Source organism: Bradyrhizobium sp. T-1, assembly GCF_053592855.1.
In genome coordinates, this window is sequence record NZ_JBSGOX010000002.1 from 49,499 (window position 1) to 66,159 (window position 16,661).

Here is a 16,661-nt window from a genome sequence, read left to right on the forward strand (position 1 = left end):
TGGCATGAGTTGCATCGTGTCGAGACATGATGCATCCGCGCCACGTCCGCGTTTCACCGTATTGGCGACCGGCGCGAGTACATCTGATTGGCAGCTTCATTCCACGAGGCGACCTAAGTGCGGCAAGGCCGCCGCTTTTGTTGACCAGGCGATTGCCGGCATCTGAGCCGCTTCGCGCGAGAAGATCGGTGCTTTCCCGGTACGACGTTTGGAATTGTGCGAACGGATTGTCGGGCGGAGGGAGCTCCAGCCACTCGTCGTCGTACTCGGGACGGTCGTGCTCGAGTCCGTAGTCGAAATCTTCGACCACGTGGTGGGAGCCGGTGTTGGTTTCCTGATGGTTCTCGACGCCCTCCGGATACTCCCAGACCCTAGGGAAAGTCTTCCCAATTCCGGATGCTTAATAACGGCTTCATGGTGGAGCTCCGGTCCCATCTGTCGCTCGTCGCTGCAAACGGCGTTCCAGTCCAGCAGGTCCGAATCGATTTCGTGTATCTCGCCAAAACGTCGATGTCTGATACGGGCGGTTCCATTGCAGTAGACGTACATCACCAGCGATTTCCCGACTCTTTCCGATGGCATCATACCATCGGAGCGCGCCCGCGGTCGAAGCGGATTGTCGATCGCCGATAACCGACGAAGGAGTGCACGACCGGCGTCGAGCAATGGACAGGAGTCGGATCCCGCGCCCAACATACGGCCATGAAGAAGGTCGTGAAAAGCGATGTCATCGGACAGCAGGGAATGTCCCTCATCGAGGGAATCGTTCTCTTGGAGTTCATGTTCTATCCGACCGGCGGCGTCGAAGCGGAGATCGACGGCTTCATCGAGTTGCGTGACGCCGAAACGGGCGAGGTCGCAACTGGTAGTGTCCAGTATCTTTCGCACATTGATCAGGCGACGACTCCGGTCTCAGAGAGTTGCTGCTGATAGAGCGGTCGCATATTCATGTAGCATTTGGTCGACCACGCGTTCCGGCAATGTGCCGCAGCCGTGCCACTGCCAAGTTGAGACAGGATTGACCGTCAGGAAAGGCGCCGATGACACGGGTTCGTCGCCGGATCTCCTTCATGATGCGCTCGAGCGGATTGTTAACCGGTATGAGGATGGCGCGGTCACTGTTTCCGCTACTGGCTTTTCGAACTGGTGGCATATGCTGCGAGTATCCGGGATAGAGGCTCCGGGAGCACGAAGGTGCGGGCGGCCGGTTCGTACGATGAGCTGCGAGCTCGTTTTGTTAGGTGGCCGCCTCTTACGACTCGCCCGGTTGCGCCGAGAGCGCGAATCCGTAGTTGTCGTGTCGCCCGCCGCTCTCGTTATCAACGTGGCGGGTAGGAAAGACGGACATGCGACGCGTAATCGGAATGGATATCCACCGCACCTTCTGGGAGGTGGCGATTTGGGAAGGAGGCGTGCTGCGGCACGCAGGCCGGGTCGACATGACCCGCGTGGCACTTGAAGGCTTCGGGAGGACGCCTAAGCCGACGGACGAGGTCGTTCTGGAAGCGACTGGCAATAGCATGGCAGCGTCGCGCGTACTGTCGCCTTTCGTCGCCCGGGAGGTGATCGCCAACCCGCTGCAGGTGAAGGCGATCGCCCATGCGCATGTGAAGACCGACAAGGTTGATGCAGGCACTCTCGCGAACCTTTACGTCGCGGGCTACTTGCCCGAAGTGTGGACGCCGGACGCGGTTACCGAGCGATTGCGCCGGCTGGTGGCGCGGCGTTACCAGATTGTACGTCGTCGAACACGCGTAAAGAATGAGGTGCATGCGATCCTTGCGTCGCATCTTGTTCCGAAGTGCCTTCACTCTGACCTGCTCAACCAGCGCGGCCGAGTGTGGCTTGCACGGCAGGTCGTGCCGGCAGATGAGCAGCCGGCACTTGAGCGGAATATCCGTGAACTCGATCGGCTCGCCGAAGACCAGGCGGAGTTGGACCGCGAGATCGCACTGAGTGTCATGGGCGACAGTCCCGTGCGAAGGCTGATGACGATCACGAGCGTCAACCTAACGGTGGCCGTCGGCATCATCGCGGCGGTCGGCGACGTCACGCGAGTCAAGAGCCCACAGAAGCTGGTGAGCTACTTCGGCCTGAATCCACGGGTACGCCAGTCGGGCCTCGGCGCTGCCCATCATGGGCGCATCAGCAAGGTTGGTCGCAGCCACGCGCGGGCGATGCTGGTCGAGGCGGAATGGGGTGCTGCAAAGAGGCCTTGTTCGTTCGCATCAGGGCGAAGCGGGGGCATCAGATCGCGGCGGTCGCGCTTGCCCGTAAGCTCACTGTCCTATGCAGGCATCTGCTGACCAAGCAGGAAGACTATCTTTGGGCGCGGCCGGCTCCGGTGGCGAGCAAGATGCGCGCCATGGATGGAGGCTCAGGCGGGGCGGCCGCAGAAGAAAGGCAATCGCCGGGGGGACCACTTACGCCTATAACGTCAAGTCTCTGCGCGACCAGGAACGTCAGGTCGCCGAACTCGCCGAGAAGAGTTACGTACGATTTGTAACGTACTGGAAAGTATGTCCGCCGAGGGCGCGGCGCGCGGACGCCTCAACCCGATAAGGCTTGAATAGGCTGCCTGGCCGCGCTTCCAGCCGACACGCCGCTCTTCGCCACGAGGTCGCCCGCGCCAACCGCGGCGCGGCTCTCTTGGGTATGAATGGCCTTGAGCATGTGGCTCACCTCGCGGACCCGGGTCGACGGCACGAGGCTGAAGACATTGCGATAAAAATGCACCATGCGGCGCTGATAGCGTACCCCCCGTAGTAATCCGTAACGCTTTCGGCAAGACCTCGGCAGGCATCGGAAACCACCAACTGCACGCCCTTGAGACCACGATCGACGAGATGCCGCAAAAACGATGACCAGCCGGACTTGCCTCCGTGGCACCTTCACAGATGCCGAGGATCCCCCGGAATCCCTCGGCATTGACGGCCGAGGCCATCAGCAGCGACACGTTGCGAACTTCACCGGCCCAGCTGCGCTTCATCACAATGCCATCGAGATAGAGATACGGATGCTCGTCCTCGATCCTGCGATTCCGCCATGCCTCGATCTTGGCATAGATCTTCTTGTTCAGGTTCGACACTGTGCTCGGGCTGACCCGGGTGCCCCACAGCGCCTCCGTGATGTCTTCGACCCGGCGAACTGAAATCCCGGCCAGATACATCTCGATCAGCGCCTCCTCAACCGAGCTCTCCCGCCTCTGGTAGCGCTCGATAGTCGCCGTCTCGAAGGTTTGCCGCCGTAGCTTCTGGCCTTCAAATTGACGTCGCCCGCCTTGGTTTGCAGCGTTCGTTCGTAGCTGCCCGCCCGCGTGTCCTGCTGGGCCTGGCTCCGCTCATAGCGTCCGACACCGCACAGCAGGTCCGCTTCGGCCTCCAGCATGGCATTCAGCGTCTCTTCTACCGTTCCGCGGACCATCTCGCCCAGGTGATCGCGAATCCGGGCTTCATCTATCTGGATCACCTGACCCATGGCATTCCCATCGTTCATCCAAAGCTCCTTCATTCTAGAAGAAGCCGTCAGTGCTGAAAGAGCGAAAGATTCTGTACGCAACCTGCTCCTGCGGGTCCAGGGCAAGGCCACTGAGCGCGAACGACTGCAGGTGGAGACCGAGGAAACGTTCGAATTCGCGTGCGCCGACGCTGACATCGAATACTGGACCAAAGGCACGGCTCCCGTCCTGCTGATCGTCGTGGCTCTGAAGACGCGGAAGGCCTACTGCAAATCGCTGAAGGAGTGGTTTGCGGATCCGGAGCGCCGTAAGTCCCGCAGGTCGTCTTCGAGAAGGCGAACCTACCAACGCTAAGGGGTGTCCCAATGGGGCGATCTGAGTACAATAGGACCTATGCTTGGTGGCAGGATTAAGCCGCCACACTAAAAGCGAGGACTACGCATGCGCCCGAATTATCTTTTCGGAATGAGGCAAGCCGCGAGGCAAGCAAAGGCACTCCAAATTCCCGAAATCGCCGCTATCGAGTTTGGCGTCGCTGGCGGTATGGGACTGCTGGAGATGGAACAAGTCGCTGAGAGTCTTCAGGCTGAAACGGGAGTTCGCTTCCGACTCTACGGCTTCGATCTGGAAACTGGCTTGCCACCCTCTGACGATTACCGAGATCTGCCATACCTCTGGCGCGCCGGTTTTTTCAAAATGGATAGGGCTAAATTGGAGCGTCAATTAAAGCGCGCCACCCTGATAATCGGCAACGTCGGCGAGACGGTTCTGGCGTTTATCGAACGCTATTCGCCACCTGTTATCGGCTTTGTGTCTTTCGACCTCGACCTCTATACAAGTACTAAGCCGGCACTAAACCTTTTCAACTCTGCTGCATCTCATTTTCTACCACGGACCTTCTGCTACTTTGACGATATCGTCGGTGATCTTGATGAAGTACACTGCGAATGGGTTGGGGAACTTCTGGCAATCCGGGAATTTAACGATGCTCACGCAGCGCGGAAAATCGCAAAGATAAACGGTCTGTCTTGGAAGTTTGGCGCACCAACGCAGTGGCATGACCAGATCTTTGTGTTGCACCTGTTCGATCACCCCGCCTACAAGCAATACATCAATGAGCGGACGGACTGGCAACTGCCCCTACCAGAATAAGTTAGCTGGTCCCGGCCTTGCGGCAGATCTCCGCCACCGCAACCCCGTCACTGCCCTGCTTCAGGATGAGCGCCTTCTGGGCGTCCGAAAACTTCGAAGCCTTCATCGTCCTTCGCTCCTCCCAGCCAGGGAACCGGTGCGAAAAACTCTAGCCAAAAATGGTCCAGTTTGCCGGCCTCAGATCAGAAGATGGACGGGCAAGGTTCACGGAAGAGCAGGTTATCGCAGTGTTGAAGGAGCATGAGGCTGGAGCGACGACAGCAGGCCTGGCTCGCAAACACGGGTCTCCGAGGCGACGATCTACAATTGGAAGGCCAAGTTCGGCGGCATGGAAGTCTCCGAAGCCAAGCGGCTGAAGCGCTCGAGGAAGAGAACGCGAAGCTGAAGAAGCTGCTGGCCGAGCAGATGCTCGATGCGGCGGCACTGCGCGAGCTTTTGTCAAAAAATGTATGGTTCACCCCGTCCGTGTAAGGGTTCGTAACAACGAAAATGACACTTCCAGTTGCATAAATGTATCCGGCCTCTCGTGAGTGGACTGCTGTTGCAGCCAGGCCATGATGAGATCTGCGCACGCCGTTCCCAATAAATGGTTCGGGCACGAAGCCCGTTTTTTGCACAGGCCTTACGGCATGTTGATCCACTGTTTCGTCATCACTGTTCCCGAGCCATGCAATCGAAGCCAGCGTCAGGTGAAAGCAGGATCTCTGCGTTCGTAGAGAGCTCAAGACCACCCAGACAATGCGTGCGGATTCCGAGATGATGGTGCGCACCGTACCGACTTGATGGCGCGCAGGGTTCCGAAATGATCGCGCCCAGCATTCCGAGCATTTTCCGCGCAGCATTCGGATTTGATCGCGCGCAGATTCGGATGGTGTGAGGCCCGATCGTTGGGCCAATTCTCCGGCTGGAAGCAGCTGGGAGGATTGGATGCCGACGAGGAGGGTTATCATGCGCCAGGTGCGCGAGATTGTGAGGCTGAGCCTTGCATCGGGAGGCGTCCGACGCGATGACCTGGTTTGATCGTGAAGCAGCGCTTTGCGAATTCCAGGACGCTGGACTTGGCGAGAGATTTACATGCTACTGAAGCAGATCGGTGGAGACATCGGCCAGAGCATTCCGATGGTTTGCCAAGACTGGGCGAATACCAAGGCGGCCTATCGTTTCTTTTCCAATGAACGAGTAAGCGAGGCCGACATTCTGTCTGGTCTCTTTAAATCGACGCGGGAACGTATCGCGGCTGCGAAAGGTCCTGTTCTTGTCCCGCATGATACGACCGAGTTCACCTATCAAAGAGAGCGCCCGGATCTGATCGGGATGATTAAGCGCATCCCCAAAAGCAACTCCCGAAGATTGGACGGAAAACCCAAACGTACACGACATGCGGAATATTGATGCATTCGAGCTTTGCGGTGACCCTCGAGGGGCTTCCACTGGGGCTCAGCGCCGTGAAGTTCTGGACCGAAAGAAGTTCAGAGGGGGCGCCGCGCTCAGGCGCGAGGTCAACCTGACACGGATCCCCATTGAAACCAAGGAGAGCATTCGGTGGCTGGAGAACCTCAAACAATCCACGGAGCTTTTCGAGAAGCCACGCAGTGCATCCATATCGGTGATCGTGAGGCCGATATTTATGACTTGTTGTGCGCCGCCCAAGAGGTTGGAACGCATTTCTTGGTAAGGACCTTTGTCAATCGCCTGGCAGGCGATGGCGATCATACCGTTGCAACGATAATGGACGAGGTCGTGGTCAAAGGCCTCCACCGGATCGAAGTCCAGGATAGCAAGGGCAATCCAGACCAGTCTGTTCTTGAAATCCGGTATCGTAAAATCGGTACTTTGCTACCGATCGGCAAGCAGTCGCGGTATCCAACTTTGACTATGACAGTGATCCACGCTGATGAAAGAGGAGCGCCAAAGAACAGAAAGAAGATTGAATGGAAACTCCTGACCGATCTTCCAGTGCAATCGGCGCAGGGCTGCGATCGAGAAACTCGAATGGTATTCCCTGCGATGGAAGATCGAGGTCTTCCACAAGATACTCAAATCCGGCTGTAGGGCAGAGGAGGACTCGCAACTGCGGACTGCTCAGCGATTGACGAATCTGATCTCGGTATTCTGCATTGTGAGCTGGCGCATTTTTTGGATGACGATGCTTAATCGTTCAGCGCCAAATGCCTCACCGGATTTGTGCTGACCAAGGCTGAAAGCCAATTGCTTGATCGGCTCGTCGAAGACAAGAATCCAGTCGACACACAACGAAAGACATTGTCGCATTATCTTATCAAGATCGCCAGGCTCGGCGGCTATCTCGCCCGCGCCAACGATCCGCCACCAGGGAATCTGATCATATGGCGCGGATTATCGCGATTCATCGATATCGCAACGGGAGCGAAACTCTGACTCAAAAAATGTGGGTAATCGCAAGCATCACCGGACGGATACCATCAAGCTTGGCCCACGGCGAGTTCGGGCGCCTTTCGGCCGAGGGCAGGCTGCTCGTCAGCCGCGCCAAACGCAGCATTGCCGCTAGCGCGCAGAACGCGCCGGTCGCGATGAAAAAGAGCGGCCCTCGCAGGACTCTGGATACTGCACAGTCTTAGATGTTGTATTTCGTGTGGACGGTAAACGATACTATCCCGGCCTCGGGCGCGTGAGCCGTTAGGCCGAAGCGGGCTAAGAGAAGAGCTACCGACCTCGATGCTTGTTCTTCCGGGTTCTGATCAATCGCCAGAGCAACGACGCCGGTCTTCATCATCTGTCTGACCTCGTCGCTAAGGTCGTGCGCGATCACGATTGGTGCTCTGGCCAACCACGGTGCCACTGTGTGGGCAAGCCCATTTTTTGATCCCGCGACGTAGATACCGCTGACAGCATCCTCGGACATTCCTTTAGGGCACTCATCGCTCTCCATTATCTCGACGTGTATCGGAGAAGAAAGTTCTGCCTTCACACCGTCTCGAAATCCACTAATCCTAGAGGCCTCCGCTCGGTATTTCAGATCGGAGCAGACCGCTAAGTAGATTCCCCGATTGACCATCCGGGACATGAAGAATGCCGCAGCTCGTCCGGCTCCGTAGTGGTCAATCCCGACGTAGGCCAACCGTGGTGTCGTCGGCAGGTCTGATCCGAGAGTAATGACAGGGGTCCCCGATGAGGTCACCGAGGCAATCGCATCTATCATTTGATCTGTCTCGGGTCCGTACACTATCACCGCGTCTGCCTTGGCCGCGCGAATCAGACCCGGGACCGCTTCCGCATGCCGCTCCTCGAATAGGACGCGTTCGATCACAAGGGATTTTGTAGTTTGCGCGATTTGGCTTTCAAACGCTCGGGCAAGCCGCAACAGAAGGGGCGTCCTTTGCGAAGGCATTATTACCTTGACTCGAAAGAGCCGACGATGGGGCGATGGAAGAGTCCGACTGATCCCCAGCTGACGAGCAGCTTCGATGACTTTCAGCGCCGTCTTCGGGGATACATTAGCTCGTTCATTGAGGACGCGATCGACCGTTGCAATTCCGACGCCAGCGAGCTTGGCTACCTCGTTCAGCCCAGGTTTCATTCGCTTCGGCTTTCGTTTTGCGGTATGTTTGTTGACGATAGCCCATCGCAGGTCAACACCGCACTTCGCACCAAGATGTCATGGATGCACAGGATTATAACTGATGACTGAGCGATGCAGAATAGTCATCGTTGGAGGGGGGCACGCCGGCGGCAGATTGGCGCAACTCTTGTCTCGCGGCCCCGATCGCGTCCACGTGACCCTCGTCGGGGCCGAGCCTATCTATCCCTACGAACGACCTCCGCTATCTAAAGGAGTTCTCCTGGGCACCAGCGGGCTCGATGACTGCGTGTTGTGGAAGCCTAACGACCCAGTTTGGGAGCGTGTAGAGACCCATCTCGGCGTCGCCGTTGAAGATGTTGATCGCGTCCGGAAAAACATCCGACTTAGCGACGGTAAAGTGATTAGATACGATCGATTGGTTCTCGCTACCGGCTCTCGAGTTCGCGGGTTTCCGGTGCAAGGAAGTCAGCTCCGCGGCGTCTTTAGCCTTCGAAGTTACGCCGATGCTCAAACCGTTTCTAAGTACTTCCTGGCATCAAACCGAGTGGCCGTCGTTGGTGGCGGATTTATCGGCCTCGAAGTCGCGGCGGCCGCCGCACAGCGCGGCATCCAGCCACGAGTGATCGAAGCTTCCGACCGACTGCTTTCTCGCTTGGTGCCGCGACTGGTAGCAGATCGCCTTGCCGAGACGCACCTCCACGCTGGTGTGCAATTGACGTACGGGGCCATGGTCGAGAGGTTCGTTTCCAATGGCCATGGTAGCCTAAAGCGCGCTGTTCTCAGCAATGGAGATGCTGTTGACTGCAGTGTCGCCGTCGTTGCCGTTGGTGTTGAACCTGAGATATCCCTTGCGATTGGCGCCGGCTTGGAGATCGACATTGGTGTAATAACTAACGAGCAGCTGCGTACCTCTGATCCCAACATATTCGCCTGTGGCGACATTGCCGCCTTCTGGCATCCACTTTACCAACGGCATATACGTTTGGAGTCGTGGCAAAACGCGGAGGATCACGCAAGAATCCTAGCCGCCGTACTGCTGGGCGAAGAAGTTACGGCGCCGTCAGTCCCATTCTTTTGGTCTGACCAGTACGACCTCTCCCTTCAAATAATGGGGTTACCTCATCTCGGTACGTCGACAAGGCGAAAACCGACAGCGTCTGGAAGCGCGATCTTGCTTCACTGCGACGCACTTGAACGACTCGTCGGCGCGACCGCCATCGGACCCACGGCGCTCATCGGGCGAGAGCTGAGAAAAATGCGTCAGCTGATTGCTTCACGCGCTATCTGCAACTCTGTCACGCTTGACGGAGCCGAGTTAGAGGTCGTTGCGGGTTAAGCCCGTCGAGGTACCAAAACGGTGACCGCTCCATCCTCGATTCTCACCTCGTACGTGCGCAGGTTTATGCATACCGGAGCGCCAAGTGCCTTTCCCGTCATATAGCTGAACCGTCCAGAGTGACGGGGGCACTCCACCGTGTGGCCCTCAACATAACCATCGGACAGGTGGGCGTGTTCATGAGTGCAAATATCGTCTGTTACGAAGATTTCGCCCTTCGGGGAGCGAAATATTGCGTATGAATGCCCGTCAAACTCCCAGCGACGAACGTCTTGAAGCCGAATATCCTCTACCTTGCACGCAAACACCCATGTACGAGCGGTGTCGTCAACCATCTTCAAATCTAGGCTCATGTTGAACTTCTCTTCCCTCTTTAGAATATGCTGAACGTCTGGCGCCATCACTTTTGCACCTGACATCGAACCCTTCGTCGATCGATCCGGCGGCAAAGTCGGGCTATCATTAGGTCGACTTCTAGTTCTCCCGCGTACCCGTCGACCTCATTGCACCTTTGGATCTTCTCAATAGACCATGTATGCATGCGCCGCTTCCGGCCGGGCCCCCCAAACCGATGTCGACCAAGATCCCAGCGCTCTCATAGCTCAAATCAACAGAAAGAGGCCATCTGGATCAGCACACGAAGCGTGTATCGACGATACAACAAATCGCGATCGCCTTGATCTGGACACCTACATCTGCAGTCTACAGTTTGCAGTCTTCAGCAGCGGAGCAGTAGTGGGCTGTAACGTTTCCTGAGTTCAAGCGCTGTCGTTGTGCTCTACGCGTTGTCTTCCAGGTGGGCTCCAGACTTGTCCCAAGCCTTCCTGACGCATTCTCGAAGCATCAGGGCTTCGCTCCAGCGATCCGTTGTATCTTCACCATCTCGACCGGTTATCGCGTACGGCCGCGGCCCCAACTCGCAAGTAAACGCCAATGCCTCTCCGTCCGCCGCGCGCCGGCGCCAACTCCGAAAGCCGTAGCCCCACCACTCTAAGAACTGGTCGAGCCACATTTGGTGCTGCGGGAAGCTAATCTCGATTTGTATTTGCTCGCGGCTTGCTACCCTACCGTGGAACGCCCAACACCTATCCAAAACTTGATGGATGTGGCTGTTATTCTCCTCGGTAATTGGCCATGAGAACTCGCGCCCAACAACGAAGTGCGAAATATCCCCCAGCAGCTTGAGATCGGGGATTCGTTCAAGTAGATCGAGTGTAAAGAACAGGTCGGTCGTCATCCGGTCGCGATGTGTCTCTATATAGACGGGAAAATCGACCTCCTCGGCAAGCCGCAGCCATCCTTCTAAAAGCGGGATGCAATCATCCAAGCGACGTGGCCGTACATCTGGTTGAATCTCAAGATGATGAAGACCGAATTCCGTTGCATTTTCGAGCACTGGCTTGAGCTCATCGATGGTCTTCGGAAAACACTGGCCTTCGGCTGTCAACCCGTTCGCCTTCAACAGGCCATGCAGCTCGCGTACGTACTCCCGGCTCCGCCAATCTGCGCTAACGCCGTCATAGCCGGCATCTTTGATCATTCGGATGTTTTCCTCAAGCCCGCGTTCTGGCTCCGTCGCGCTTCGCAATTCCATGGCCCAAAGCGACTGAAAGAACAGGATGGTGTTCATGTAGTGTCTACCTTCGAACTGCTGAGAGAGCGGCTTCATGCGTTGAGTGGGCGTTGACGGCATCTGACTGCAAGAGCTTTCTCAAATCGTAGCTTGGGTCCTGCAGGACGGAAGGCGACGGGCGAAGGCGCCTCTCAATTATCGAGGTCGCGACTCGGACGATCTTTGCTACTTGCGATAGGCTACCGAACGCCGCCGTGGCCTCTAGAACGCCAAATCTGTCTAGGAGAAACGTTACTATACCCCCATCGTCTAAACTACGATTTACCTCGACCTGCGATTTGTTCGGAATGCCAGCAACTTGGAATACTTTGTCGAATTGATCAGACCACATCCATGGAACTGCCCTATAGGAAACCTTTCGTCCCAAAATGTTCAACGCGGCAGTGCCCCCCTGGTCCAGCGCATTCTTCCATGCCTCCAATCGTATCGTGTCTTTACCCGTCGACGCCGGATATCTTGCTGCGTCTCCGGCGGCGAAGATCCGAGAGTCTGCAGTTTGGAGGTATTCATTGACGAGAATGCCGTCGTCAGTGGCAAGGCCAGCCTTCTGCGCCAATTCAACGTCGGGATCCGCGCCAACAGCAACCAGAACTGTGTCGGCTACGAATTCCTGTCCTGATCTGAGTCGCACGCCCTCGACCATGTCGCAACCAATGATCGCCTCCACGTCCGCTCCGAGGAAAACCTTGGTGCCGTTGGAACGATGCAGTTCTAAGATTCTATCGGACGTCGAGATCGGCATCACGCGAGACAGCAGAGCGGGTGCCTTTTCCAAAACTGTTGTGTCAACACCTCTTGCCCGGGCAGACGCCGCGACTTCCAATCCGATCAGTCCTCCGCCGATAACGACAAGCCTTCGTGCCGGCATCAATCTCTCTCGGAGAACGGCGGATTGATCCAACGACCGCAGCGCGATCACTCCCTTCGAGCCGACGCCAGGCAACTGCGGAAAACGCGGTTTTGCTCCTGTCGCGAGCAGGAGGTAGTCATACCGAAAACGATCTCCTCCAGCGAGTGTAACGCTCTGTGCGTCCCGGTCGATTGCTTCCGCTCTGACCCCAGAGCGGAAAAGGATTCCGTTCTGGTCAAGCCAACCTGGGGCAAGAGCCGCTACGCCGCTGAAGCTCTCCTCTTGAGTAAGGACTGACTTGGACAGAGGCGGACGCTCATAAGGGGCGGACCGTTCCTCCGTTAGGAGTACAATCTCGTCGGACCACCCATGCTCCCGTAGTGCGCGAGCTGCACTCGTCCCAGCATGTCCAGCACCAACTATGACAATTCTTCGAGCCATCACATCAAGTCCGAACTGTGCGAGCTTGGAGGTTAGTCGCCGACATCTGATTTAGGCTATTCTGAACCTGATGTTTTTCCATCATGTTTACGATTCGTAGACTCGCTCGTGTGCGGGGCGCCCCGAGTCGGCGGCCTGCCGGCGTAGGATCAACGCCATGTAGTGTGGCGTGTTCGCCGTCAGCGCCTCTGAGACCAGGACTTCACGAAGGAGGATTTCTGGTTCATCGTTGCCGTACGGAGCGAAGTTGAAGCAGAAATCCGGGCCGGACAAAGCCCCGGCAGAACAAGTGCTGAAGGACAACCGACGCCAGGCACCTCGGCAGTATTCAGCGGAAAAGAATATCCGTATCGTGTTGGAAGGATTTGCGCGACGAGGAGAATATCTCCGAGCTGTGTGGCCTCGATGTATTATGGCCGGTCCAAGGAGTTCCTTGAGGCTGGCAAACGCCGCCTTGGGGGGCGACACTGCCCGCTCAGCCACGTCCGGCGAGGTCAAGGATCTTCGTCGTGAAGCCTCCGAATTGAAGGAGGTGGTCGCCGATCGTACCCTGGAGAACCGCTTACAAAAAAGAGTTGAGCGCGGCTGGGGAGGACGAGGCATGAGGTATCCTGCGTTCGCGAAGGCCGAGATCATCGCGCTGGTCGAGCAATCACCATCTGCGTGCCAGACGCACGCTCGAGAAGCTCGGCATCCCGCGAGCCGCATTTTATCGGTGGTACGATCGCTACCGTGCGGTTGGCGTTGAGGTACTGGCTGAGTATCGCTCGAAGTCGGACATGGTCTGGAATCGGGTTCCTGACGAAGTCCGCGGTCAGATCATCGATCTGGCGCTGGAGATTCCCGAGCTGTCGCCGCGCGAGCTGGCGGTGCGCTTCACCGATGACAGAAAGTACTTAGTCTCCGAGGCGCTGGGTCTATCGGCTGCTGAAGGCGCACGACCTGATCACCAGCCCCGCCTATGAGGTGATCAAGACGGCCAACGAGTTCAAGGACAAGACCACGGCGATCAACCAGCTCTGTCAGACTGACTTCGCCTACCTCAAGATCACCGGCTGGGGCTGGTATTATCTGTTCACTGTGCTCGCTGACTTCTCGCGTTATATCGTGGCGTTGAGGATGAGCCCAACCATGTGCGCCTCCGACGTTACGGCCACGCTCGACCGGGCGCTTGTCGCCTCAGGCCTGGAGTACATCAATATAAAGCAGCGGTCACGGCTTCTCAGCGACAACGGATCAAGTTACGTCGCGGATGATCTGGCCACCTGGCTCAAGGGCAAGGACATACGGCCTGTGCGCGGTGCGCCAATCATCGCCAGACCCAGGGCACTGGCATCAGACCTTGAAGAACCGCATCTTGCTGAGCGCATCAAGCGCGAGACCATCGCAATCCGTCGCTTGCGGCATCGACTGCAGGCAGCTTAACCTCTAGCCCAAGATGATCCGGAGCCTCCCTTCTCGAAATGCATGAGCGGTCTCAAATTATCTGACGACGGACACAACGCGAACATTGCGGCGCCGTGGTCGAAGTTGGCGAAGAGTTCGGCCGCGGCGGTGAAGGTCGTGTGGTCCGTTGTGAGCAAGACGCCAAAGTTCGTCGCCGGTGGCGCAGCCCTCAGCGTACAACGGTTCGCTGCTAATAACGCGAGCGACCGGTTCGCGGCGAAGTCGTTCACCTCGAAGTGGCGCCCGGCGCAATCCGTTGTGGCCGCTCAGATGCTGCATCGCGGTTCGAAAGGCAGTGATGTCTGGTGTACCGGTGTTTCGATAGCGAGCACGCTAAGTTGCATCAGTTGCCGATCTGCAATCTATACTCTCGACCGCTATACGTAGCGTGCAGGGGAGCAAACGAGCCGTACAATGACGAGCGTTTAGCGGCCGTGGCGACAATGCAGTAAGCCGTAGCTCGACATTTTGATGGATTTCAATCAACCTAACCATCGAGCCATCCAACGCTCTGCCATATACTGAAGAAAATATAGGGGTGGATTGCGCGCCAGGAGGAAGCGATGATGGAGGAAACTAAATTCGGCCGTCGCGACGAGTTTGGTCACTACGCGCCTAAGGAGCTCATCAGTTATGGGCCGTTGTTCACGTTGCCTCCGAAACCTATGGCGGTGATAAAGTGGTTGCCAGGGTACTTTTTGCCTTGGAACCTGCTGCTTATCGTGTTCGGGATCGGTTATTGGCTCTTTCTTGCGCCGTCTCTTGAACAAATGAAGACACTCGAGATCGGCTGGGTACTTTATCTCGTTCTCCTCAACTATGCCATCGTCGTCCTTTGGTATGGCGCCTGGCACTCTTGGCTCTACGTTTTGCGACGGCAGGAGACGCGCTTTAAGTACAACCCGCGTTGGCCCACGGCCAGAGCTACTGTTTTCGTCTTCGGCAAACAGGCTTTGGACAATATTTTCTGGACGATAACGAGCGGCGTTCCGGTCTTTACAGCATATCAGGTCGCGGCGTTTTATCTTTATGCCAACGGCTACGTGCCTCTCATCACCTTGTCAGACAACCCAATATGGTTCATCGTCCTGCTGTTACTCGTCCCATTCATTCATGAGGTCCACTTTTACGCGGTTCACCGCCTGCTTCATACTCGTCTCCTCTACAAGTACGTTCATTCATTGCACCACAATAATACGAACGTGCTTCCCTGGTCGGGATTAGCGATGCACCCGGTCGAACACATCCTGTATTTTTCTGTCATCGTGTTGATCGCTGTCTTCAATTCACATCCAATACATATGCTTGCCATGGTGATGCGCGCGGGCCTCGCTCCAGCAATTGCCCATACCGGTTTCGATCGAACCGAGCTGGGGGGCGAGCGCACCGTCCCATCTGGAGTCTACGCTCATTATCTTCACCACAAGCTTTTCGAGGTGAATTACGCTGATGGGGCGGTCCCACTAGACAAGTGGTTTGGCAGCTTTCACGACGGCAGCCCTGAAGCCGATGAGCGTCTAAAGCTTCGTATGGAACGGCGTGCTGAAGCTTATGCCAAGAAGGACGCTCGAGCCTGACTGGGTGCTCAACGTACCCTAGAATCCTATTGAAGAACTCAAGCCGCACGGAGAACTCCGCGGCCAAGCACCACGTCAGCAAAGGGGAAACGTTATGATTGTGGCAAGGATTGTTCGTCGCGCATTTCTCGCAGGCGTCGCGGGGATCGCCCTTACAAGTGTAGCGTTCGCAGACGGGCCCACTCCGATTCGAGTTAAGTCGGACGCGCACGCCGAGGTACCGCAAAAGTTTAAGAATCACGCGGTTAAGATCGCGGTTGTCCGCCAGCTCAACACTGGCGACGTGTATCAGGAGTGGATTGCCGGCGTTGAGGCTGAAGCGAAGAAGCTCGGCGTCAAGCTGACGGTCTACAACGCCGACGGCGACAATGCGAAGCAGGCGCTGATGCTGCAGCAGGCCGTAGCCACTCAGCCGGATGCCATCGTCATTGGTTGGGGATTTGGTGATAGTCTGCGCGACGGCATCAAGGCGGCCGCTGACGCCAATATTCCTGTCGTGACCTACTACGTTTCGGTCGAGCCGTCGGACAAGGTCATCACCGTTGATCAGGGCGACAAGCTGATGATGACCGGCATCCTTGGTGCTCTGAAGGCCCATATCGGCGGCGACGGTGCAAAGGCTGACGTCATCTATGTCTATGTGCCAGGCTATCAGGCGCTCGATCTGCGCAACGAAGTCTGGAAGGAATTCTTGAGGGCCAACCCTGGCGTCAATACGGTAGCGACGATCGGCGTCGTCAACGCCAACACTGCCGCCCAGACGGCCGATCAGGCCAAGGCAGCGCTGACTGCCCATCCAAACGTCAAGGCGATTGTCGCGCCGTATGATGAGTTCACCAAAGGCGCATCGCTAGCGATCAGCGAACTCGGTCTGGCGGACAAGGTTAAGACCTATGGCATGGACATCTCAACTGCCGACATCGCGGTAATGACGAAGCCACACAGTCCTTGGGTGGTCACGGCTACCACCAACCAGTCCAATGTCGGCTCGGTCGTACTGCGGGTGGCCGCGGCCAGGATTGCCGGCGACCTCATCGGCAACACGCTGAGCGTGCCGCCGCTGGTTATCACTCAGGAAGAGCTGCGCACGAACAAAGTCGAGAACATCGAACAGCTTGGTGCGGTCTTTCCGGATCTGAAGACGCCGGACGTGGCGAAGGCCCCTTGGATGGATAAGATGAAATGAATCGGTCCACGCAGGAAAGCCTCG

14 protein-coding genes and 7 pseudogenes are annotated in these 16,661 nt (G+C 57.0%); 13 read left to right on the top strand and 8 right to left on the bottom strand.

The window, feature by feature from the left end; all coding sequences use genetic code 11:
* Positions 1 to 702: 702 nt before the first annotated feature.
* Positions 703 to 930, top strand: coding sequence for a hypothetical protein (locus tag ACWAT4_RS39595; protein WP_188637434.1), 228 nt, complete (start codon positions 703 to 705; stop codon positions 928 to 930).
* On the opposite strand, the pseudogene ACWAT4_RS39600 reads toward ACWAT4_RS39595, so the two are convergent.
* Positions 894 to 1,102 (bottom strand): annotated as a pseudogene (locus ACWAT4_RS39600) (transposase); the annotation flags it as partial. The gene ACWAT4_RS39595 and the pseudogene ACWAT4_RS39600 sit on opposite strands and share 37 nt — an antisense overlap.
* A 244-nt stretch (positions 1,103 to 1,346) precedes the next feature.
* On the opposite strand from ACWAT4_RS39600, the pseudogene ACWAT4_RS39605 reads away from it, so the two are divergent.
* A pseudogene (locus ACWAT4_RS39605) lies at positions 1,347 to 2,573 on the top strand (IS110 family RNA-guided transposase).
* A 61-nt stretch (positions 2,574 to 2,634) separates the two neighbouring features.
* Here ACWAT4_RS39605 and ACWAT4_RS39610 read toward each other — a convergent pair.
* Positions 2,635 to 3,477, bottom strand: a pseudogene (locus ACWAT4_RS39610) (IS256 family transposase); the annotation flags it as partial.
* Between ACWAT4_RS39610 and ACWAT4_RS39615 the strand changes: the two are divergent.
* Together ACWAT4_RS39615 and ACWAT4_RS39620 are read left to right on the top strand one after the other, a co-directional pair.
* A complete protein-coding gene (locus ACWAT4_RS39615; protein WP_128929778.1) occupies positions 3,476 to 3,811 on the top strand; it encodes a DUF4365 domain-containing protein in 336 nt (111 codons plus the stop codon). The pseudogene ACWAT4_RS39610 and the gene ACWAT4_RS39615 overlap by 2 nt on opposite strands.
* A gap of 87 nt (positions 3,812 to 3,898) precedes the next feature.
* Entirely contained in the window at positions 3,899 to 4,609 is a 711-nt protein-coding gene (locus ACWAT4_RS39620) for a hypothetical protein (RefSeq protein WP_128929777.1), read from the top strand.
* 4 nt (positions 4,610 to 4,613) lie between these two features.
* Here ACWAT4_RS39620 and ACWAT4_RS39625 read toward each other — a convergent pair.
* Positions 4,614 to 4,715 (bottom strand): annotated as a pseudogene (locus tag ACWAT4_RS39625) (transposase); the annotation flags it as partial.
* A gap of 52 nt (positions 4,716 to 4,767) precedes the next feature.
* On the opposite strand from ACWAT4_RS39625, the pseudogene ACWAT4_RS39630 reads away from it, so the two are divergent.
* From ACWAT4_RS39630 to ACWAT4_RS39645, 4 genes and pseudogenes are all read left to right on the top strand, one after another.
* Positions 4,768 to 5,059, top strand: a pseudogene (locus tag ACWAT4_RS39630) (transposase); the annotation flags it as partial.
* A gap of 624 nt (positions 5,060 to 5,683) precedes the next feature.
* Positions 5,684 to 6,001 (top strand): IS4/Tn5 family transposase DNA-binding protein, encoded by a 318-nt coding sequence (locus ACWAT4_RS39635; RefSeq protein ID WP_232995611.1) that lies wholly within the window; start codon positions 5,684 to 5,686, stop codon positions 5,999 to 6,001.
* A gap of 150 nt (positions 6,002 to 6,151) precedes the next feature.
* The gene (locus ACWAT4_RS39640; protein WP_232995610.1) at positions 6,152 to 6,661 is read left to right on the top strand and encodes a hypothetical protein; all 510 of its coding nucleotides are present in this window, start codon (positions 6,152 to 6,154) and stop codon (positions 6,659 to 6,661) included.
* A 132-nt stretch (positions 6,662 to 6,793) separates the two neighbouring features.
* Positions 6,794 to 7,006, top strand: coding sequence for a hypothetical protein (locus ACWAT4_RS39645; protein WP_232995609.1), 213 nt, complete (start codon positions 6,794 to 6,796; stop codon positions 7,004 to 7,006).
* 196 nt (positions 7,007 to 7,202) lie between these two features.
* On the opposite strand, the gene ACWAT4_RS39650 is transcribed toward ACWAT4_RS39645, so the two are convergent.
* Together ACWAT4_RS39650 and ACWAT4_RS39655 are read right to left on the bottom strand one after the other, a co-directional pair.
* Positions 7,203 to 7,895, bottom strand: a complete 693-nt coding sequence (locus ACWAT4_RS39650; RefSeq protein ID WP_232995608.1) for a substrate-binding domain-containing protein — start codon at positions 7,893 to 7,895, stop codon at positions 7,203 to 7,205.
* A gap of 147 nt (positions 7,896 to 8,042) precedes the next feature.
* Positions 8,043 to 8,165: pseudogene (locus ACWAT4_RS39655) on the bottom strand (LacI family DNA-binding transcriptional regulator); the annotation flags it as partial.
* Between the two features lie 103 nt (positions 8,166 to 8,268).
* Between ACWAT4_RS39655 and ACWAT4_RS39660 the strand changes: the two are divergent.
* A complete protein-coding gene (locus tag ACWAT4_RS39660) occupies positions 8,269 to 9,504 on the top strand; it encodes an NAD(P)/FAD-dependent oxidoreductase (protein ID WP_232995607.1) in 1,236 nt (411 codons plus the stop codon).
* On the opposite strand, the gene ACWAT4_RS39665 is transcribed toward ACWAT4_RS39660, so the two are convergent.
* From ACWAT4_RS39665 to ACWAT4_RS39675, 3 genes are all read right to left on the bottom strand, one after another.
* Positions 9,501 to 9,839: a MocE family 2Fe-2S type ferredoxin gene (locus tag ACWAT4_RS39665; RefSeq protein ID WP_128930174.1), complete on the bottom strand. Its 339-nt coding sequence runs from the start codon at positions 9,837 to 9,839 to the stop codon at positions 9,501 to 9,503. The two genes, ACWAT4_RS39660 and ACWAT4_RS39665, sit on opposite strands and share 4 nt — an antisense overlap.
* A 443-nt stretch (positions 9,840 to 10,282) precedes the next feature.
* A complete protein-coding gene (locus ACWAT4_RS39670; protein ID WP_128955100.1) occupies positions 10,283 to 11,134 on the bottom strand; it encodes a sugar phosphate isomerase/epimerase family protein in 852 nt (283 codons plus the stop codon).
* Positions 11,135 to 11,141: 7 nt separating this feature from the next.
* A complete protein-coding gene (locus tag ACWAT4_RS39675) occupies positions 11,142 to 12,428 on the bottom strand; it encodes an NAD(P)/FAD-dependent oxidoreductase (protein WP_128929774.1) in 1,287 nt (428 codons plus the stop codon).
* Positions 12,429 to 12,675: 247 nt separating this feature from the next.
* Here ACWAT4_RS39675 and ACWAT4_RS39680 point away from each other — a divergent pair.
* From ACWAT4_RS39680 to ACWAT4_RS39695, 4 genes and pseudogenes are all read left to right on the top strand, one after another.
* Positions 12,676 to 13,791: pseudogene (locus ACWAT4_RS39680) on the top strand (DDE-type integrase/transposase/recombinase); the annotation flags it as partial.
* 104 nt (positions 13,792 to 13,895) lie between these two features.
* The gene (locus ACWAT4_RS39685; RefSeq protein ID WP_128929773.1) at positions 13,896 to 14,261 is read left to right on the top strand and encodes a hypothetical protein; all 366 of its coding nucleotides are present in this window, start codon (positions 13,896 to 13,898) and stop codon (positions 14,259 to 14,261) included.
* 176 nt (positions 14,262 to 14,437) lie between these two features.
* The gene (locus ACWAT4_RS39690; RefSeq protein WP_128955099.1) at positions 14,438 to 15,451 is read left to right on the top strand and encodes a sterol desaturase family protein; all 1,014 of its coding nucleotides are present in this window, start codon (positions 14,438 to 14,440) and stop codon (positions 15,449 to 15,451) included.
* Positions 15,452 to 15,545: 94 nt separating this feature from the next.
* Complete coding sequence (locus tag ACWAT4_RS39695; RefSeq protein WP_128929771.1) at positions 15,546 to 16,637, top strand: substrate-binding domain-containing protein; 1,092 nt, start codon at positions 15,546 to 15,548, stop codon at positions 16,635 to 16,637.
* Positions 16,638 to 16,661 lie beyond the last annotated feature (24 nt).